This is a genomic window from Roseomonas indoligenes, assembly GCF_017813365.1.
Taxonomy (GTDB): domain Bacteria; phylum Pseudomonadota; class Alphaproteobacteria; order Acetobacterales; family Acetobacteraceae; genus Roseomonas; species Roseomonas indoligenes.
Map to the genome: position 1 here is coordinate 212676 of NZ_JAGIZA010000004.1, position 18248 is coordinate 230923.

19 protein-coding genes are annotated in these 18248 nt (G+C 70.8%); 11 read left to right on the top strand and 8 right to left on the bottom strand.

The genetic code is table 11. The annotated features are described in order from the left end of the window. The first annotated feature begins 3 nt into the window (after positions 1–3). Genes J5Y10_RS28710 through J5Y10_RS08360 form a run of 3 tightly spaced genes read left to right on the top strand, consistent with a single transcriptional unit; the run spans position 4 to position 2343 of the window. A complete protein-coding gene (locus J5Y10_RS28710) occupies positions 4–1497 on the top strand; it encodes a M81 family metallopeptidase (protein WP_209372609.1) in 1494 nt (497 codons plus the stop codon). Continuing rightward, positions 1494–1895, top strand: coding sequence for a VOC family protein (locus tag J5Y10_RS08355; RefSeq protein ID WP_342452870.1), 402 nt, complete (start codon positions 1494–1496; stop codon positions 1893–1895). The genes J5Y10_RS28710 and J5Y10_RS08355 overlap by 4 nt, the downstream gene beginning before the upstream one ends. A gap of 10 nt (positions 1896–1905) precedes the next feature. Next, positions 1906–2343: a GNAT family N-acetyltransferase gene (locus J5Y10_RS08360; protein WP_209372611.1), complete on the top strand. Its 438-nt coding sequence runs from the start codon at positions 1906–1908 to the stop codon at positions 2341–2343. Between the two features lie 13 nt (positions 2344–2356). Here J5Y10_RS08360 and J5Y10_RS08365 read toward each other — a convergent pair whose 3' ends face one another. Then, positions 2357–2614, bottom strand: a complete 258-nt coding sequence (locus tag J5Y10_RS08365; RefSeq protein ID WP_209372613.1) for a hypothetical protein — start codon at positions 2612–2614, stop codon at positions 2357–2359. 155 nt (positions 2615–2769) lie between these two features. Further along, positions 2770–5574: a glycosyltransferase gene (locus J5Y10_RS08370; RefSeq protein WP_209372614.1), complete on the bottom strand. Its 2805-nt coding sequence runs from the start codon at positions 5572–5574 to the stop codon at positions 2770–2772. A 268-nt stretch (positions 5575–5842) separates the two neighbouring features. Here J5Y10_RS08370 and J5Y10_RS08375 point away from each other — a divergent pair, with 268 nt between their 5' ends. After that, positions 5843–7147 (top strand): hemolysin family protein, encoded by a 1305-nt coding sequence (locus J5Y10_RS08375; RefSeq protein ID WP_209372615.1) that lies wholly within the window; start codon positions 5843–5845, stop codon positions 7145–7147. Between the two features lie 76 nt (positions 7148–7223). Here the strand turns inward: J5Y10_RS08375 and J5Y10_RS08380 are convergent, their stop codons facing one another. From J5Y10_RS08380 to J5Y10_RS08390, 3 genes are all read right to left on the bottom strand, one after another. Further along, the gene (locus J5Y10_RS08380) at positions 7224–7643 is read right to left on the bottom strand and encodes a DoxX family protein (RefSeq protein WP_209372616.1); all 420 of its coding nucleotides are present in this window, start codon (positions 7641–7643) and stop codon (positions 7224–7226) included. 108 nt (positions 7644–7751) lie between these two features. Continuing rightward, positions 7752–8261, bottom strand: coding sequence for a xanthine phosphoribosyltransferase (gene gpt, locus J5Y10_RS08385; RefSeq protein ID WP_209372617.1), 510 nt, complete (start codon positions 8259–8261; stop codon positions 7752–7754). Between the two features lie 26 nt (positions 8262–8287). Continuing rightward, positions 8288–8659 (bottom strand): tRNA-binding protein, encoded by a 372-nt coding sequence (locus tag J5Y10_RS08390; protein ID WP_209372618.1) that lies wholly within the window; start codon positions 8657–8659, stop codon positions 8288–8290. Positions 8660–8716: 57 nt separating this feature from the next. Between J5Y10_RS08390 and J5Y10_RS08395 the strand changes: the two genes are divergently transcribed. The 4 genes from J5Y10_RS08395 (at position 8717) to J5Y10_RS08410 (ending at position 14917) form a co-directional block, all read left to right on the top strand. Continuing rightward, positions 8717–10636: a bifunctional sugar phosphate isomerase/epimerase/4-hydroxyphenylpyruvate dioxygenase family protein gene (locus J5Y10_RS08395; protein ID WP_280855176.1), complete on the top strand. Its 1920-nt coding sequence runs from the start codon at positions 8717–8719 to the stop codon at positions 10634–10636. A 111-nt stretch (positions 10637–10747) separates the two neighbouring features. Next, the gene (locus tag J5Y10_RS08400; protein ID WP_209372620.1) at positions 10748–12358 is read left to right on the top strand and encodes a gamma-glutamyltransferase family protein; all 1611 of its coding nucleotides are present in this window, start codon (positions 10748–10750) and stop codon (positions 12356–12358) included. Between the two features lie 65 nt (positions 12359–12423). Beyond that, on the top strand, positions 12424–13920 hold the full coding sequence (locus J5Y10_RS08405) for an amidase (protein WP_209372622.1): 1497 nt from the start codon (positions 12424–12426) through the stop codon (positions 13918–13920). 7 nt (positions 13921–13927) lie between these two features. Beyond that, the gene (locus J5Y10_RS08410; protein WP_245214451.1) at positions 13928–14917 is read left to right on the top strand and encodes an alpha/beta hydrolase family protein; all 990 of its coding nucleotides are present in this window, start codon (positions 13928–13930) and stop codon (positions 14915–14917) included. 1 nt (position 14918) lies between these two features. On the opposite strand, the gene J5Y10_RS08415 is transcribed toward J5Y10_RS08410, so the two are convergent. The 3 genes from J5Y10_RS08415 to J5Y10_RS08425 form a co-directional block, all read right to left on the bottom strand. Continuing rightward, entirely contained in the window at positions 14919–15179 is a 261-nt protein-coding gene (locus tag J5Y10_RS08415; protein ID WP_209372624.1) for a YMGG-like glycine zipper-containing protein, read from the bottom strand. Further along, complete coding sequence (locus J5Y10_RS08420) at positions 15176–15427, bottom strand: hypothetical protein (RefSeq protein WP_209372626.1); 252 nt, start codon at positions 15425–15427, stop codon at positions 15176–15178. Before J5Y10_RS08420 ends, J5Y10_RS08415 begins: the two co-directional genes overlap by 4 nt. Before the next feature lie 129 nt (positions 15428–15556). Further along, the gene (locus J5Y10_RS08425; protein ID WP_209372627.1) at positions 15557–15811 is read right to left on the bottom strand and encodes an Lrp/AsnC family transcriptional regulator; all 255 of its coding nucleotides are present in this window, start codon (positions 15809–15811) and stop codon (positions 15557–15559) included. 251 nt (positions 15812–16062) lie between these two features. Here J5Y10_RS08425 and J5Y10_RS08430 point away from each other — a divergent pair, with 251 nt between their 5' ends. Genes J5Y10_RS08430 through J5Y10_RS08440 form a run of 3 tightly spaced genes read left to right on the top strand, consistent with a single transcriptional unit; the run spans position 16063 to position 18190 of the window. Further along, the gene (locus tag J5Y10_RS08430; RefSeq protein WP_209372629.1) at positions 16063–17103 is read left to right on the top strand and encodes an ABC transporter substrate-binding protein; all 1041 of its coding nucleotides are present in this window, start codon (positions 16063–16065) and stop codon (positions 17101–17103) included. Positions 17104–17108: 5 nt separating this feature from the next. After that, on the top strand, positions 17109–17582 hold the full coding sequence (locus tag J5Y10_RS08435) for a nucleoside deaminase (protein ID WP_209372630.1): 474 nt from the start codon (positions 17109–17111) through the stop codon (positions 17580–17582). 56 nt (positions 17583–17638) lie between these two features. After that, positions 17639–18190, top strand: a complete 552-nt coding sequence (locus J5Y10_RS08440) for a DUF2937 family protein (protein WP_209372631.1) — start codon at positions 17639–17641, stop codon at positions 18188–18190. The last annotated feature ends 58 nt before the right edge of the window (positions 18191–18248 follow it).

An 18248-nucleotide genomic window follows, 5' to 3' on the forward strand; every position in this document is an offset into this window, starting at 1 on the left:
CGGGTGCGGATCGCGGTCGGCGGCTTCCAGCACGAGAGCCACTCCTTCGCCCCCCTGCCCACGCGCTGGGAGGACTTCCTCAACCCCGGCGGCTGGCCGGTGCCCCAGCGCGGCGCGACGTTGCTGGACGGCCTTCGCAGCACGGGCGTGCCGGCCGCAGGCGCCATCCAGGCGGCGGAGCGCAGCGGCATCGAGATCGTGCCGCTGGCCTGGGCCTTCGCCAACCCCGCCGGCCCCGTGCAGGCCGAGGCTTTCGAGCGCGTCTCCGCCTTCATCCTGTCCGAACTGTCGGACGCCCTGGCGAAGGCGCCGCTGGACGGCATCTACCTGGACCTGCACGGCGCCATGGTGGCGGAGGAGTTCCCGGACGCGGAGGGCGAGCTGCTGCGCCGCGTCCGCGCCCTCGCCGGGCCGGACATTCCCATCGCCTGTAGCCTGGACCCCCACTGCAACCTGACTGCAGCGATGGTCGACCGCGCCGACGCGCTCGCGCCCTACCGCACTTACCCGCATGTGGACATGAAGCAGACGGGAGCGCGCGCCATCCGGCTTTTGGTGGAGCGGATAAAGCGCGGGCGTCCCTTCGCCCGCGCCTACCGCCAAGTGGATTTCTGGCTGCCCATCACCAGCCAGTGCACCCTCGTCCCGCCGATGAGCGAGGTCTATGCGGAGCGGGAGCGCATCGCGACGCGCCACAACGTCTCGGAACTCGCCTTCTGCTTCGGCTTCCCCTACGCCGACTTCCCGGGTTGCGGCATGGCGATCGCCGCCTTCGCCTCCGACCAGTCCGCGGCCGATGCCGCGGCGGACGAGTTCCTGGCCCTGCTGAACCGGCGGGAACGCGACTTCGCCGGCGAGATCCTGCCGGCCGACCGCGCCGTGGCGGAAGCTATCAAGGTCAATGCCTCCCGCCCCGTGGTGATCGCCGATACCCAGGACAATCCCGGCGGAGGCGGGCACGGCGATACCACCGGCCTGCTGGCCGAGCTGGTACGGCAGAACGCCCGCAAGGCCGTGGTCGGCTCCATCAACGACCCGGAGAGCGCGGCCGCCTGCCACAAGGCGGGGGAGGGGGCGACGGTCTCCCTCAAGCTCGGCGGGAAGAGCGACGGCGCGCCGCTGGAGGTCACGGCCCGCGTGCTGCGCCTCTCCAACGGCCGGTTCACCTGCACGGGCGCCATGGCCGGCGGCAACCCGGCCGATCTCGGCCCCACGGCGCTGATCGCGATCGGCGGCGTGCGGGCCATCGTCACCAGCCGGAAGATGCAGGCCTACGACCTTGCCCTGTTCCGCCATGTCGGGGTGGAACCGGCACAGGAGGGGATCGTGGCGGTCAAATCCTCGGTACATTTCCGCGCGGACTTCCAGCCCATCGCGGAACGGGTCATCGTCGCCGCCGCGCCCGGCCCGGTGGTGGCGGACCCGGCCACGCTGCCATTCCGCCACCTCCGCCCGGGCCTTCGCCTGCGCCCCGGCGCAAACGAGGTGACGCGATGAGCCCGATGTTCAGCCACGTCATGGTCGGCGCGAAGGATCTGGAGGTGCTGGCGCGCTTCTACGATGCCGTGCTGCTCCCGCTCGGCCTGGAGCGCGGGCCCGATTCCGTCGCTGGCCCTCGCGGCATCTGCTACCGCGCACCCGGCACGCGGCACCCGACCTTCGACGTGCAGGAGCCCTACGACGGCAGTCCGGCGAGCCATGGCAATGGCAGCATGGTCGCCTTCATGGCACCCGACCGCGCGGCAGTGGATGCGGCCCACGCCGCCGCCCTGGCCAATGGCGGAAGGGATGAGGGCGCGCCCGGCCCCCGCACCCGCTACGCCCCGGACTACTACGGCGCCTATATGCGGGACCCGGAGGGCAACAAGCTCCACGTCGTCCATCGCGGCCGGTGAAGCCGGGCGGATGAGCGCCCGGATCGCCCGCCTGGAGTCGCTGCCCACCGGCTTCGTCGCGCTGCGCGACGCCGCGCTGGCGGAGGGCTGGCGGATGCTGCAGGTGCTGGAGGAGGACTGGAGCACCGGCGCCTTGCGCTTCGACCGCCCGGGCGAGGGTCTCTTCGCCGCCTGGCGCCGAGACGCCCTTGCCGGCGTCCTCGGCCTCAGCCTGGATCCCTACGCGAGCGACCCGGGCACCGCGCGGCTGCGGCGCCTCTACGTCGCTGCCGCCCACCGTGGCCGCGGCGTTGGCCGTGCGCTGGTGGAGGAAGCCACCGGCGCCGCCGCGGAGCACGGCTTCCGGCTTCTGCGGGTGCGGTCGCCCGCCGGGGCGCGCGGATTCTACGAGGCCTGCGGCTTCGTGCCGGCCGTGCTGCGCTCCGCCACCCATGTCAGGCCGCTGTGAGCGCCGGCCTTCCTCACATGCGCGCGGCGTTCTCGCCCAGCGTCCGCACGGCATCCCGCGCCTTCGCCAGCTCGCGCCCGCATTCGCCCACGCGGCGGTGCCAGCCATGTACGCTGGCCTGGAGCTTCGCCGTGCTGTCCCGGAGCTCGTAGAGGCTCTCGCGGAAGCTGTTCATCGCGTCGCGCTGCGCGTCCTGCGACACGGCGAGGAGGCGAAGGGCGGTCTGAAGCCGCTCCATCGGGTCGCGGTTCAGGGGAAGGATCTCGGCCATGCCGGGCACTCCGGAAGAAGATAACCGGAGGCTTAACGCGGCGCCGGGGGCGCCCGCACCTTCATTCTGCGTTAACGATATTCACTTCTGCACCCCGGAAACGGAGGCGGCCCGCCGGGTCCCCCCGGCGGGCCGCGCCACAACCTCTCGCGCCGCTACTGGACTTCGCTGCGCGCGACGACCTGGCCCGCGGAGGACTGCGCCTGCACCGCGCCCGGCAGCACCGCCGCCACCTTCGCCGGCATCGCAGCGATCAGCGACATGGAGACGGCGGCGGCATAGGGGATGGACTGCACCAGCAGGATGACGGTCCAGAGGATCGCCTCCCAGGTGCCGCCGCGATGCGCCAGCGTCACGCCGGCAGCACCGAGCCAGAGGAGCAGCATGAACACCGCCTCCTGACGCGCTGTCATCAGGCCCTGCACCAGCGCCGGCGCGTTCTCCATCTTCGGCGTGCGGGCGAAGTGGGCCCGGCGCTTGAAGAAGCCCTGCCACACCGCCTTGCCAATGGTGTGGGACAGCGCCAGCCCGCCCAGCGCCGCGCCCAGCCGGTCCAGCGGGCCGCAGGAGACGCGGGCGCGGTAGAGCAGCCAGATCTGCGCGAACTTGAATGCGAAGAGCGCGAGGCTGGGGATCATGAAGAGGGTGATCGGGAACTCGTCCGAGAGGCCGACAGAGACGAGCGCGGTCCGCAGCCCCTCCGTCGCGATCTCATGGCCGAAGATCTCCACCGTCTTGTGGATGCGGGTCAGCGGGATGAGCGTCAGGCCGACCGACCAGACCAGCCCGCCCACCACGAAGGCTAGCCCCAACGCGTCGCCCAGCCAGGGGAACCAGCCCATGACGAAGTGGAAACGCTGGCCCTGGGTCAGGCTGCGGTCGAAGGGGTTCAGCAGCGCCTTCCAGTGGTGCTTCACGATCTGCACGGCGCCGAAGGCCCAGCGGTGCCGCTGCTTGCGATACGCGGAGAAGTCATCCGGCATCACGCCGCGGCCCATGGAGTCCGGGCAGTACACGGCCTCCCAGCCCTGGCGCATCAGCTTCAGACCAAGCTCGCTGTCCTCGCAGATGCACCATTCTGCCCAGCCGCCGGCACCTTCCAGGGCGGAACGGCGGATCAGCGTCATGGTGCCGTGCTGGATGATGGCGTTGCGCTCGTTGCGCGTGACCATGCCTGCCTTGAAGAAGCCGGCGTATTCCCAGAACATCAGGCGCTTGAACAACCCGCCATTCCCGTCCCGGTAATCCTGCGGGCTCTGCGTGAAGCCCACCTCAGGCCGGTTGAAGAAAGGGGCCATCCGGCGCAGCCAGTCCGGGCGCACCAGGTAGTCGCTGTCGATCACGCCGACCACGGCCGCATCCGGCGCCGTCTCGCGCAGTGCGAAGTTCAGCGCGCCGCCCTTGAAGCCCGGCCACTTGCCCAAGTGGTAGAAGCGGAACCGGGCGCCCAGGCGCGCGCAGTGCTCAGCCACCGGCTCCCACAGGGCGGGGTCCGTGGTGTTGTTGTCGATGACCAGGACTTCGAAGTCCGGGTAGTCCAGCTCGGCGAGGGCGTTGAGCGTCTCGCGCACCATCTGCGGGGGCTCGTTGCAGATGGGGAGGTGGATCGAGACCTTCGGCAGGGCCATGCCGTCCGGCGCGGGCAGGGCGGGCCAGCGGCGCTTGGAGACACGGCCGAACAGGGTCTCCGCCAACTCGAAGCCATCCGACAGCAGCAGGCCCAGCAGCAACACCTGCCCGAAGACCAGCAGGGACCAGACCACGCCCGCGGTGGTGGACATGTAGGTCTCGCTCATCGCCAGCACCACGCAGGTGCCAAGCGCCACGAAGCCCTGGGACAGGCCGGCCAGCATCAGCTTGCCCTGCCAGCGGATGTCAGGCCGGCGGGAGAGGAAAAAGAAGGTCGCGAGCGAGGCGATCAGGCTCGCGCCGAAGGCCCATCCAAACCAGGCCGGCGTCTCCTGCACGGCGCCCACCAGCGGCCACTTCTGGTGGCGGTCCAGGTCGTACATGCCCCAGTGGCCGGCGGCACGGCCCTCGAAGGACACCTTCCAGGGCTGGTCGAAGGCCTCCATCACGAAGTAATCGAGGCCGCGCCCCTCGGCGATGTTGAAGAAGCTGCGCAGGAACAGCGCCTGGTTCACGCGGGACGCGCGGGCGGCGCCCTGGGCCACGCCGTCGCTGGGCCAGCCCACCTCGCCGATCACCACCTTCTTGCCGGGAAAGCGCGCCTGCACGGCGTCGAACTTCTCCATGATGAAGCGCAGGGCATCGTCCACCGGCAGCCCCTCCCAGTAGGGGAGGAGGTGGATGGTGATGTAGTCCACGGCGTCGCCGAGCTCGGGATGGTCGATCCAGACGTGCCACGGCTCCGCGGTGGAGACGGGCTGGCGAACCTGCCGGCGGACCTGCTGGACGTAGCCGACCATCTGGGCCGGGGTAACGTCGCCGCGCAGCACGGCCTCGTTGCCCACGAGGACGCGCTCCACGTTCCGGCTCTCCCGAGCGATCTGGATCAGGCGCCGGATCTCGGCCGCGTTCCGGTCCAGCCGCTTGTCCAGCCAGGAGCCGAGCGTGATCTTCAGGTCCAGCCCGGTGTTCCAGGCGATCTCGGGGATCCGCTCCATCCCGCCATGGGCGGAATACGTGCGGATGTGCCGCGTCATCGGCGCCACGCGGCGCAGGTCACCCTCGATCTGCTCTGCGGTCGGGGTCGGTCCGCCCTCGGCCCCCTGGCCGCGCTGGTAGGGCGCGAAGGCCAGGCCGTTCACCTGTCCCCGGAAGTCGGGCATGGCGACCGGGCGGTTCATGGACCACCAGATCCCGAGATGGGCGACCGCCACCAGGGCCAGCACCAGCACCGTCACGCCGTGCCGGGCCAGGAAGGCGGGGCGGGCAGGGGCGGGGCTGGAGAGGGAATCGGGGTTACGGGGGATGCGCGGGGCAACGTGCGCGGTCATCGCGTGCAGGGCTCCGGCGCGGGGTGCCCGGCCACCGCCCGGCCGATCCGGGCTGGCATGGTCCTGGCGCCTGATGCGCTCCATGCCATCAAACCCCCTGGCTGCGGCGCGCATCCGGCCCAATCTGGGCAACATTGCGGCGCAACAAACAATCTCGGAGCGTCCCGAAAGGTTCGACTCGCGGCTGACACTCGGTCAATCCGCAAAGTGGCGCTACACAGCGCTTCCCGCCCCGCCAGCCCAGCTCATAAGGAACTTCCACCTCCCCATGTCGGCGCTCCTGGAAATCGGCATCATCATCCTGCTGGTGCTGCTCAACGGCGTCTTCAGCAGCAGCGAGCTGGCGATCGTCTCCTCCCGCCGCGCCCGTCTGCAGGCCATGGAGCGGTCCGGTTCCGTCGGCGCCCGCGCCGCCCTGGCCCTGGCCGATGACCCGCAGCGCTTCCTGCCTACCGTCCAGGTCGGGATCACGCTGATCGGCGTGGTCGCCGGCACCTTCGGCGGTGCCCGGCTCTCCGCCACCCTCGGCCCGGTGCTGGACGACATCCCCGGGGTCGCTCCCTATGGCGGGGAGGCGGCGATCTTCGTCGTCGTCCTCCTGATCACCTACCTCTCCCTCATCCTTGGGGAGCTGGTGCCGAAGCAGATCGCCCTGCGGAACCCGGAGAGCATCGCGACCCTCGTCGCCCGGCCGATGCTGGCCCTCTCCCGGATCTCCGCCCCGGTCGTCTGGCTGCTCTCCTCCTCCTCCTCCCTCGTCCTGCGTCTTCTCGGCGCCAACAACACGGTCGAGCAGTCCGTGACGGAAGAGGAGGTGAAGGCCGTGGTGGCCGAGGGCGAGGAGGCCGGCGCCCTGGAGACCGAGGAGCGCCACATGATCGAGCGCGTCCTCCGCCTGGCCGACAAGCCGGTCCGCGCCCTGATGACGCCCCGCACCGAAATCGTCTGGCTCGACCACAAGGCCACGCCGGAGGAGGTGTCGGAGAAGCTGAAGGGCGAGACGGTCAACCGATTCATCGTGGCCGATGGCCGCGTGGACAACGTGGTGGGAGTCGTGGCGGCCAAGGACCTGCTGGACCAGATGCTGTCCCGGCAGCCGCTCTCGGTCCCCGCCGCCCTTCGCCGGCCCATGGTCCTGCCGGACAACCTATCCGCGCTGCACGCGCTGGAGCGGATTCGCCAGGACCCGCTCGGCCTCGCCCTGGTGATGGACGAGTACGGCTCATTCGAGGGGGTGGTCACCGCCTCCGACCTGCTGGAGGCGATTGTGGGCGAACTCGGCGCGCCCGACCCGCTGCCCGCAGCCGGCCCGGCCGTGGAGCGCCACGACGGCAGCCTGCTGCTGGACGGCATGATGCCGAGCGACGAACTGCGCGCCCGCCTGGACCTGCCCGTTCTTCCCCAGGCCGGCAGCTATCACACCGTTGCCGGCCTCATGCTCGCCCTGCTCCGCCGGGTTCCGAAGGAGGGGGACCGGATCGTCTTCGGCGGCTGGCGCTTCGAGATCGTGGATATGGACGGCCGCCGCGTCGACAAGGTTCTGGCGGCGAAGGACGAGACGGTACCGGTCTAGTCCTGGGCTGCCTCCCCGCCCCGAAGGGGAGCCCTTAGGCTCCCCTGGGCGGGGATGCGGACCGTCCCCTCAGGGTTCAGGCCCTCAGCCGGGCCCAATGCGCCTGGATGGCCCCCAGCATTAGTCCGCCGATCATCCCAACATGTTCCGTGGCCGTGTGGAAGGCGACGAGTCCCATCATCCCCTCGAGCCGCCAGAAGTGGTGGACGATAAGGATCGTCAGCACCGTGAAGACGGCCAGCCACCCCGCGCCGAGCCAGGCATGGCGGCCATGGATGATCAGCCCTGACCCGACGAGCTGGGTGATGATGACGGCAATGGCGAATGGCGCCGTCGGGTGCAGGCCGAACATGCCCATCTCCGCCTGGGCTCCGGAGAAGTCGATCAGCTTCGCCAGCCCACTGCCCCAGTAGGGGAAAGTGAGGAGGATCCGGGCGAGCACGCCGAAGGCGCGGCTGTCCAGGATGGCGGCGGTCGGCCGCGGCGTCGCATTCATTCGATACTTCCCCGATGGGCTCCGCCCAGCCGGGGCGGGGCCGGTTCCCCGGCCCGCACCATGCTTCGCCCGGCGGAGATCCGCCAGACGGTCGTTACAGTTTCCGTTTCAGCCGTTGGCCGCCGCGGAGCGGGCGATGGGGGCGACGAATTGCGGCTCCGTGTCCCAGGGGAACAGGATCCAGGTATCCTGGCTCACCTCGGTGATGAAGCTGTCCACCAGGGGCCGTCCGGCGGGCTTGGCGTAGATGGTCGCGAAATGCGCGCCGGGCAGCATGGCCCGCACCACCCTGGCCGTGGTGCCGGTGTCCACCAGGTCGTCCAGCACCAGCCATCCTTTTCCGTCCCCGGCGGCTACGGGCGGCTTGGCCACGGTCGGCTCCCCGCGGTTCTGCTCCTCCCCGTCCTTGCCGTAGGTGATGACAGAGACGCTCTCGATCAGCCGGCAGTCCAGCTCCCGCGCCACGATCGCGGCAGGGATCAGGCCGCCACGGGTGATGGCCACGATGCCCTTGAAGGAACCGCCCTCCGGTCCCTTGCCGTGCAGGCGCCAGGCGAGGGCCTTGGCGTCGCGGTGCAACTGGTCCCAGGTGACGGTGTAGTAGCGCGGGGGAGCCATGCCTTGGTCCTCTAGCAATAGCCGGGTCAGAACATTCGGGCGCCGTTCGGCACGGGCAGGTCGGGGCGGAGCAGCACCACCGCCCCGGCATCGTCCGGCAGGCCGAGGGTCAGAACCTCGCTGGCGAAGCCGGCGATTCGGCGCGGGGGGAAGTTCACCACGGCGAGAACCTGCCGGCCGACCAGCGCCTCCGGGGCATAGTGGACGGTGACCTGGGCGGAGGAGCGGCGGACGCCGATTTCACCCCCGAAGTCGATCCAGAGCTTGATGGCGGGCTTGCGGGCCTCGGGGAAGGGCTGGGCATCCACCACCGTCCCGGCGCGGATGTCGATCCGGTCGAAATCCTCGATGGTGGCCAAGGGGCTAGCGACGGATGCGGCGTTCGGCGCGTCTTCCATCCCGCGCCATTAGCGGAGGGGGGCGCCCCTTGGAAGGTGGAGAGGTGGCCGGAAGGGATGGGCTCGGCTAGCCTGCGGCCGAACGCCGGGACGAACATGCTGGAAACGCCGCTCCCCAAGTCCATCGCCACCGTCTGCCTTTCCGGCAGCCTGCCGGACAAGCTGGAGGCGGCGGCCAGCGCCGGCTTCGAGGGCGTGGAGATCTTCGAGCAGGATCTGCTGACGCATGACGGCCCGCCCGAGGGCGTCCGCGCCATGGCGGAGGACCTCGGCCTGTCGATCACGATCTTCCAGCCCTTCCGCGACTTCGAGGCCATGCCGGAACCGCAGCGGAGCCGGAACATGGACCGTGCCGAGCGCAAGTTCGACGTGATGCAGGCCCTCGGCACGGACCTCGTGCTGGTCTGCAGCAACGTCCAGCCCGCCGCGATCGACGACCCCGAGCGTGCCGCCGCTGACCTCCGGGAAATGGCGGAGCGCGCCGCCGGGCGCGGCCTGCGCGTGGGTTACGAGGCCCTGGCCTGGGGGCGGCACGTGAACCGCTGGCGCCAGGCCTGGGACATCGTGCGCCGGGCCGACCACCCGGCGCTCGGCCTCATCCTCGACAGCTTCCACACCCTCTCGCTTGGCGACACGCTGGACGGTCTTGCGGGAGAGGTGCCGGGCGACCGCATCGCCTTCGTTCAGCTGGCGGACGCGCCGCGGCTGTCCATGGACGTGCTGAACTGGTCCCGCCACTTCCGGGACTTCCCCGGCCAGGGGGAGCTGCCCGTCGCGGACTTCACGCGGGAGGTGCTGCGGGCCGGCTATCGCGGCCCGCTCTCGCTCGAGGTCTTCAACGACGAGTTCCGGGCCGCCCCCGCCCGTCGTATTGCGCGGGACGGGCACCGCTCCCTCATCTGGCTCGACTCGGTGCTGGCCGGGCCCTCTGTGCCCGCCACGCCGCTGCCTGCCCCGCCCGCGCTGGACGGGGTGGAGTTCCTGGAATTCGCGGTGGACGAGGCCAAGGGGCGGGAGCTCGGCGACTTCCTCTCCAATCTCGGCTTCCGCCTCGCCGGGCAGCACCGGTCGAAGTCGGTGGAGCTGTGGCGCCAGGGCGGGGTGAACCTCGTCCTCAACAGCGAGCCGGACAGCGCGGCGGCCGGGCATTTCGAGCTGCACGGCGCCTCCATCTGCGCCACGGCCCTGCGGGTGGACGATGCCTCCCGCGCCCTTTCCCGCGCCGAGGCCCTGCTCTGCTCCACCTGGCGGGAGAGGCTGGGAGAGGGGGAGCGGCCGATCCCCGCGGTGCGCGCGCCCGACGGCACCCTGATCTATCTTGTCGAGCCGGGTGCGGATGGGCGCGGCATCTGGGAAAGCGACTTCCACCTGCTGCCCGGCGAGGCCACCGGGCCGGGCGCGCTGGAACGGGTGGACCACGTCGCCCATGCCCTCGCCCAGGGCCAGATGGAGGGCTTCGTCCTATTCCATCGCGCCGTCTTCGGGCTGGAACCGGCGCCGCCCATGGACCTGCCGGACCCGCAAGGGCTCGTGCAGAGCCGGGCCATGGCGGATCCCTCCGGGCGGGTGCGGATGCCGCTGAACGTCTCGGAGAGCCGGCAAACCGCCACGGGGCGCTTCGTCTCGTCCATTGCGGGCGCCGGTGTGCACCACGTCGCCCTTTCCACGCCGGACGCAGGCGCCTTCGTCGCCCGAGGCGTAGTGCCGATGCTGACGATCCCCGGCAACTACTACGAGGACCTCGCCGCCCGTTTCGGGCTGGAGGATGCGGCCCTGGCCGAGCTGGAGCGCGGCCATCTCCTCTACGACGCAGACGGGAAGGGGGGGGAGTTCATCCACGCCTATACCGTTCCCTTCGAGGACCGCTTCTTCTTCGAGGTCGTGGAACGGCGCGGCGGCTACGACGGCTATGGCGCCCCGAATGCCGGGGTGCGGATGGCCGCCCAGGCCCGCGCCCGCCCTTGGACGCCGCGCTGACGGCGGACCCTTCCTCACCCTGGCCCTCCTTTCGGCCGGGCCCCCGCTTCCTTGCGTGAGGTCGGGGGCGTATTGCGGCAGGACAGCAGGACCAGCCTCCGAGGAACGACCATGCGCGACCTTCACCTTCCCGGGCGCAGCCCCGCCATGGCGCTGAACGCCATGGCCTCCACCTCCATGCCGGTGGCGACGCTGGCCGCGCTGGAGACGATGCGCGCGGGCGGCAACGCCATGGACGGCGCCATCGCCGCGGCCGCCGTGCTGGCAGTGGCGGAGCCGCAATCCACGGGCATCGGCGGCGACTGCTTCTGTCTGTACGCCCCGGCCTCCGGCGGGGTCTTCGCCATCAACGGCTCCGGCAAGGCCCCGGCCGCCGCGACGCCCGAGGCCCTGCGCGCCGCCGGCCTGACGAAGATGGTCAACACGTCAGCCCATTCCGTCACCGTGCCCGGCGCCATCTCGGCCTGGGAGGCGCTGAACAAGGCGCATGGCCGGCTCGGGATGGACAAGATCCTGCAGCCCGCCATCGGCTACGCCGAGCAGGGCTTCGCCGTCTCCTCCCGCGTCTCGGCGGACTGGGAGGACAGCGTCGGCAAGCTCTCACTCCAGCCGCAGACCGCGCGCCGCTTCCTGAAGGACGGCAAGGCCTTCAGCTTCGGCGACCGCTTCGTGCAGCCGGAGCTGGGCGCCACGCTCCGCGCCATCGCGAAGGACGGGGCCCGCGCCTTCTACACCGGCGCCATCGCGGCCGACATGGTGAAGACCCTGCGCGCGGCCGGGGGCCTGCACACGGAGGAGGATTTCGCGGAGGGGATGAACGCCGCGAACTTCGTCGATCCCATCTCCCGCAAGTGGCGGGGGATGGAGGTGTTCCAGTGCCCGCCCAACGGCTCCGGCCTGCTGGTGCTGATGCTGCTCGGTATCCTGGAAGGGTTCCCCGAGCCGGCCGGCCCGCTGGACGTGGTCCGCATGCACCGTCACCTGGAGGCCGCGCGCCTGGTCTACCGTGACCGCGACGCCTTCCTTGCCGACCCCGCCCAGGCCGAGATCCCGCTCGATCGCCTGCTGTCCGACACGTACCTCGACAAGCTGCGCGGCATGATCAGCGACGAAAAGGCGATGGTGGACCTCCCCCCGCCCGGCGATGCGGACTGGGAGAAGCATAAGGACACGGTCTACCTCACCGTGGTGGACAGCGACGGCAACGCCTGCTCCTTCATCAATTCTCTCTTCGAGGGCTTCGGCTCCGGCATCCTGGCCGAGGGCTGCGGCGTGATGCTGCAGAACCGCGGCTTCGGCTTCCGCCTGCAGGAGGGGCACCCGAACTGCATCGCGCCGCGCAAGCGCCCGCTGCACACCATCATCCCGGGCATGGTGATGAAGGACGGCAAGGCGATCATGCCCTATGGCGTGATGGGCGGGCACTTCCAACCGATGGGGCAGACCTGGTTCCTGACGAATCACTTCCAGTTCGGCCTGGACGTGCAGGAGGCGATGGACCTGACGCGCGTCTTCCCCAGCGTCGGCGAGAACCACCGCGACGTGGAGATCGAGAACGGCCTGCCGCCCGCGCTGCGGGACTCCCTGGCCGCGCTGGGCCACCGGCCGAAGCTGATCAAGAAGCCGCATGGCGGTGGCCAGGCCATCCTGATCGACCGGGAGCGCGGCGTGCTGATCGGCGGCTCCGACCCGCGCAAGGACGGCTGCGCGATGGGCTACTGAGCCCGGATCCGGGCCGCGGCACGGGCCGCGGCCCTTCCTCCTGAAGCACCCTGCCTGGATCGCCGATGACCGAGCCCTGCGACCTCACCGCCCTCGAAGCCCGCCGGCTGATCGGCATAAGGAAGCTCTCCCCGGTGGAGCTTCTCGATTCCACTCTGAAGCGGATCGAGGAGGTCAACCCGGCCATCAATGCCGTGGTCGCCATCGACGAGCGCGCGCGGGGCCGGGCCAGGGAGGCCGAGGAGGCGGTGATGCGGGGCGACAAGCTCGGCCTGCTGCACGGCCTGCCGATCGGCATCAAGGACCTGGAGGAGACGGAAGGGCTCGTGACCACCTTCGGTAGCCCGATCTTCCGCGACAACGTGCCGAAGGCCGACCTCTCCTCCGTCGCGCGGATCCGCGCGGCGGGCGCGGTGATCACGGCCAAGACGAACACGCCGGAGTTCGGCGCGGGCGCCAACACGCGCAACGCCGTCTATGGCGCCACGGGCAACCCGCACGACCCGACCCGCTCGGCGGCCGGTTCCTCCGGCGGTTCGGGCGCGGCGCTGGCGGCGGGGATGTTCGCGATCTGCTCCGGCTCCGATACCGGCGGCTCCCTCCGCAATCCCGCGGCCTTCAACGGCATCGTCGGCTACCGGCCGAGCCCCGGCCTCGTCTCGACTGAGCGCAAGGGACTGGGCTGGCAGAACCTTTCCGTCCTCGGCCCCATGGCGAACAACACGCCCGACGCCGCGCTGCTGCTGGCGGCCATGGCGGGCGACGACCCGCGCGACCCGCTGGCCTATACCCTGCCCGGCGAGGCGGTGCGGGCGAAGCCGGAGCGCTGGACGCCCCTGGCGCCGCTGGACCTTTCCTCCCTCCGCCTCGCCGCCACGGAGGATTTCGGCCTGGCGCTGGTGGAGAAGACCGTGCGCGAGGCCTTCCGCGCCCGCGTGGCGGCCCTGGAGCCCCTTTTCGCCCACATCGAGGAGAAGACGCCGGACTGCCGCGGCGCGAACGAGTCCTTCGAGATCCTGCGCGCCCTGAACTTCCTCGTGGCCCATCAGGAGAAGGTGGCGAAGACGCCCGACCTCGTCGGGCCGAATGTGCGCGCCAACGTGGCGGAGGGGCTGGGCTACTCCGCCGCGGACGTGGCGCGGGCTGGGGCGCTGCAGACCCAACTGTACCACCGCTGGCAGGCCTTCTTTGCCGCCGGCACGGACCTGATCATCGCGCCCGCCATCACCATCTCGCCCCGGCCCTGGACGGAGCTCTTCCCGCGTGAAATCGACGGGCAGGCGACCCGCACCTACTTCCACTGGCTCGCCATGGCCTACATCGTGACGCTGACGGGCCATCCCGCGATCTCCATCCCCATGGGGCGGGATGCGCTGGGCATGCCCTTCGGGTTGCAGATCGTCGGGCCGCGCGGGGGCGACGCGCTGGTGCTGCGCGCGGCGGCGGCGATCGAGGCAGCCTGCGCGGGGGATGCGCTGCTCTCCCGGCCGCAGGCGGATATCGGGGCGCTGCGGACGGCACTGCCCATCGCCTCCATGCCGGGCTTCCTCGGCTTCGACTGAGGGCGCAATGCGGCGCCGCGCGCTGGCCCTGGCGGGTTCCGCCGCCCTGCTGGCCGGGGCGGCGCCCCCGCGACCGCAACCGATCCGTCCGGACCCTTCCATGCCCTACGAGCCGCAACTCGCCGAGGCGCTGGTTCATCCCGGCCGTGCGGAAATCGTTTTCAACGATCCGGCCGGCGATCCCAGGCGTCCCGTGACGCTCCATGCCTATCGCCCGGAGGGCTGGCGCGCGGACGGGCGGGTGGTGGTCGTGCTGCACGGCGCCGCTCGCAACGGCGATGCCTATCGCGACTTCTGGGTAGAGGCGGCGGACCGCCACGGGCTGCTGATCGTGGCGTCCACCTTCTCCGCGAAGCTCTTCCCCGGGCCCGCCGCCTTCAACAACGGCGGCGTCCTCTCGGGCGACGGTTCGCTAAGGCCGCCGGAGTGGCGGGGCTATCGCATCCCGGCCCGCATCGTGGGAGCTTTGCGGGATGCTGGACTCTGCACGCGCGGGCGGGCCTTCCTCTTCGGCCACTCCGCCGGCGGCCAGTTTGTGCAGCGCCTGGTCTCGACCGAGCCGACCGGCGCCTTCGAGGCGGTGATCGCCGCGAATCCCGGCTGGTTCACCCTGCCGATGCTGGACCGCCACTTCCCCGAAGGGCTCGGCGGCGTCGGCGTCACCGCGGCGCACCTAGCGCGGCTCCTGGCATTCCCGATGACCGTTTTGTCGGGCGAGGGAGACATCCGCACCGACCAGGCGAGCCTGCCGCGCGAGCCGGTGGCCATGGCGCAGGGCCCGAACCGCTTCGAGCGGGCGGGCTTCTACATGCGCGCCGGTGAGGCGGAGGCGGCCCGGCTAGGCCTGCCCTTCGCCTGGAGCAGAGTCACCGTGCCCCATATCGGGCATGACGGCGCGGCCATGTCGCGGGCCGCGGCGAGCCTGTGGTTCGATGGACACCTGCCGCCCGAGCCCGTGTTGGCCGAATGGGCCAGGACGGGCCACGGGGCGCTTTAGGTCACCAGTGGCGGTAGCCGTAGGGGCGGCCGTAATAGCCGCCGCCGTAACCGTAGCCGTAATAGCGCGGCGCGTAGGCGTAGCGCGGACCATAGCCGTAGCCGTAGTAGCCGGGCCCGGAGGAGGCGATCGCTGCCCCCGCCGCCGCGCCCAGCCCGGCGCCGACAAGCGCCGAGCCCGCGACGTTCGGGTCACCATAGGGGCTGTAGCAGCCGCCGAGCGCCAGCCCGGCCAGCGCAAGCACCGCAAGACGCGTTTTCATCGCCAGTTCCTCCCGTAGCCGCCGGCATAGGAGCGGCCAGAGCCACCATAGGAACCCGCGCCACGGCGCGGGGGTTGCCGGTGGTGCCCGCCGTCACTGGCCGAGGCCGCCGCCAGCCCCGCCACGAGAGCAACCCCGGCGCCAAGGGCGAGGGTGCTGCCCCAATCGGTCGTGCCATCAGGGTTCTGACACCCGGCCGTGGCCAGGGCGGCGGCGAGGGCAAGAGCTGGAAGAAGGCGGGGCTTCATGCTGGGGGACCTCCGAGGACACCTGATATCGGCGCCCCCGGTGGCATCCCCGCGGCGGCGCCATGGCGGGGCGCGGCGGGATCGGGGTGATTTCGTGGCAGCAACGGCCTTGGTGAAAGGCGCCGCCCTTCAGCCCCGGGGGCCGGAGAAGGCGTTGAAGGTCTGGAGGGTATAGGTGTCCTTGATCCCCGGCACCGTCTGGATCCGCTCCACCACGAACAGGCCGATGTCCTGCTCCGGCTCCAGATAGAACTTCCCGAGAAGGTCGTACTGCCCGCTGGTGGAATGCATCTCGGAGAGTTCGGGGACCGTGTCCGCCATCTCTCGCGCCACGCGATAGGCCGCGCCCATCTCGCACTTGATCATCACGAAAATCGCTCTCATGCGGCCCTGCTCCCGTTCTCCCGTCAGTATCCTGCCGGGCGGGCAGGGTTCCAAGCCTTGACCGGGCCATCAGACCGGGGGCCATCGGACCGGCACGGAAGCTGCATTGCAGCAAGCAGCACGGAAGGCGCCGACGGTTCAGGGCCGGGGCGCCCGGCGGGGGATGGCCGCCGCAAGTCCGCGCAGCATGGCCGCCCGCACCCCCACGCGGCATTCCCACCCGCGCCCACCGGGCGCGCAGGAGTGTCGCCATGCCCTTGCCCCGGGCCACCCGCCGCGCCGTCCTCGGCGCCGCGCTCGCTAGCCCCTTCATCCGCCCGGCCCATTCACAAGGCCTGACGCCGATCCGCTTCATCCTGGACTGGAAGGCGCAGGGGCCGCACGCCTGGTACTACCTTGCCCAGTCCCGGGGTTACTTCCGCGAGGCCGGGCTGGACGTGACGATCGACCAGGGCGAGGGCTCCGCCGCCGCCGTCACGCGCGTCATGTCCGGCGCCTATGACGCGGGCTTCGGCGACATCAACGCCGTGATCCAGAACGCCGCGCAGCGCCCCGGCGAGCAGCCAGTCATGGTCTACCTCGTCTACAACCGCGCGCCCTACGCAATCATAGCCCGCGCCGACGGGCCGATCCGCGCGCTGAAGGACCTGGAAGGACGCCAGCTCGGCGCCCCCGCAGGCTCCGCCACCGCCCGCATGTTCCCGGCACTCGCCGCGCGCAACGGCGTGGACGGCACGAAGGTGCGGATGGCCGCGATCGCGCCGAACCTCGTGGAGCAGATGCTGGTGCAGGGGCAGGTGGACGCCGTCGCCCAGTTCTCGGGTACGAGCTACATGAACTTCGTCGGCATGGGGAAGGACCCGGAGAAGGACTTCCGCTGGTTCTTCTACAGCGACATGGGGCTGGACCAGTACTCCAACGGCGTGCTGGTGAGCCAGGCATTGCTGAAGAACAAGCCCGAGGCGGTGCGCGGTCTGACCGCCGCCATCAACCGCGCCATCCACGAGGTGGCGAAGGACCCGGACGCCGGCATCGCCGAGCTGAAGCGGGTGGAGCCGCTGACCGACACCGCCATCGAGAAGCAGCGCCTGCTCTACATGCTGCGCGCGCAGATGACGACGCCCGAGACGGGCACGCTCGGCCTCGGCGACCTCAACGACAAGCGGCTGGAGGGCGCGATCGAGACGGTGGTGAAAACCTACGAGCTGCCACGCACTCCCGGAGTCCGGGAGGTGTTCCTGCGCGACTTCCTGCCGCCCCGCGAGGCGCGACTCCTCCCGGTGGCGGGGTGATCCTCATGACCGAGCACGAGACGATGATGCGCCTTGCCATCGAGCAGGCGAAGCACGGCGCCACCCTTGGCGAGCAGCCTTTCGGCGCCCTGGTGGCGAAGGACGGCGCGGTGGTGGTGAAGACCTGGAGCAAGAAGGTCGGCCTCTGCGACGCCACGGCGCACTCGGAGACCCTGGCCGTCGGCATGGCCTGCCGCGCCCTCGGCCGGCGGGAGCTGCCGGACTGCACCTTCTACGCCACCTGCGAGCCCTGCCCGATGTGCCTGGGCGCTATCCTCAACGGCGGTTTCAAGCGGCTGGTGCTGGGGGCGCGCAACGCTGAAGTGAAGCGGCTGGCGAACAAGGCTTTCAATTTCGGCGGCTACAGCGTGGAATCCTTCGCCGCGACGGTTGGCTGGGATCTTGAGGTGGTGGACGGCGTGCTCACGGACGAGTGCGTGGGCCTCTATGTGGGCGCCGGGGTCGAGCTGACCCGCTGACGCAACCCATGGGGCAGGGCCGGCCTTCCCTTCCTGATGAGGTTGGGGAGGCTGGGTTGCGACTGGCGGGACGATGGCTGTCGGACTTCCTGCGGCTCGCGCTGGGGATCGGACTCGCGCTCGCCGCCATGCAGCTGCCGGCCCTGACCGCCGCCTATGACCTGGCCCTGGTGCAGTCCGCCGGCGAGTTGCGCCGGGACATCGACGCGAGAAAGGAGGTGGCGCGCGGCTTCTACGGCCTCAGCGACACCTCCGACCCCGACGTGATCGGCGCGCTGCGGACGCGCGAGCCATCCAACGCCCAGGGCCTCGAGAACTCGGTCGCGCGGGAGGACCTGCTCCGTTCCGCTCATGCCCGGCTCGCGGGCAGCTCCGCCCTGCTGCGGCCGATCATCGCCCTGGCGGATGCGACGGACGACCCGATCGGCAACAAGCGCGCGCTCCTCCGGACGACACTGGAGCGGCATGAGCCGCAGGTGCTTCTCGGCACTGCGGCCGCCACCTACGGGCTTGCAGGCCTGCTTATGGGCCTGCTCCTGGCCAACCTTCTCCTGGCCTTGCTTGGCGGTCTGCGGACGCCCCGGCAGGAGGCGCTGCGGGGGCGATGACGCACTGAGCGCCGCAAATTCCGGCGGGTGGCCGGTGTCCTGCCCGGGCGATCTGCTC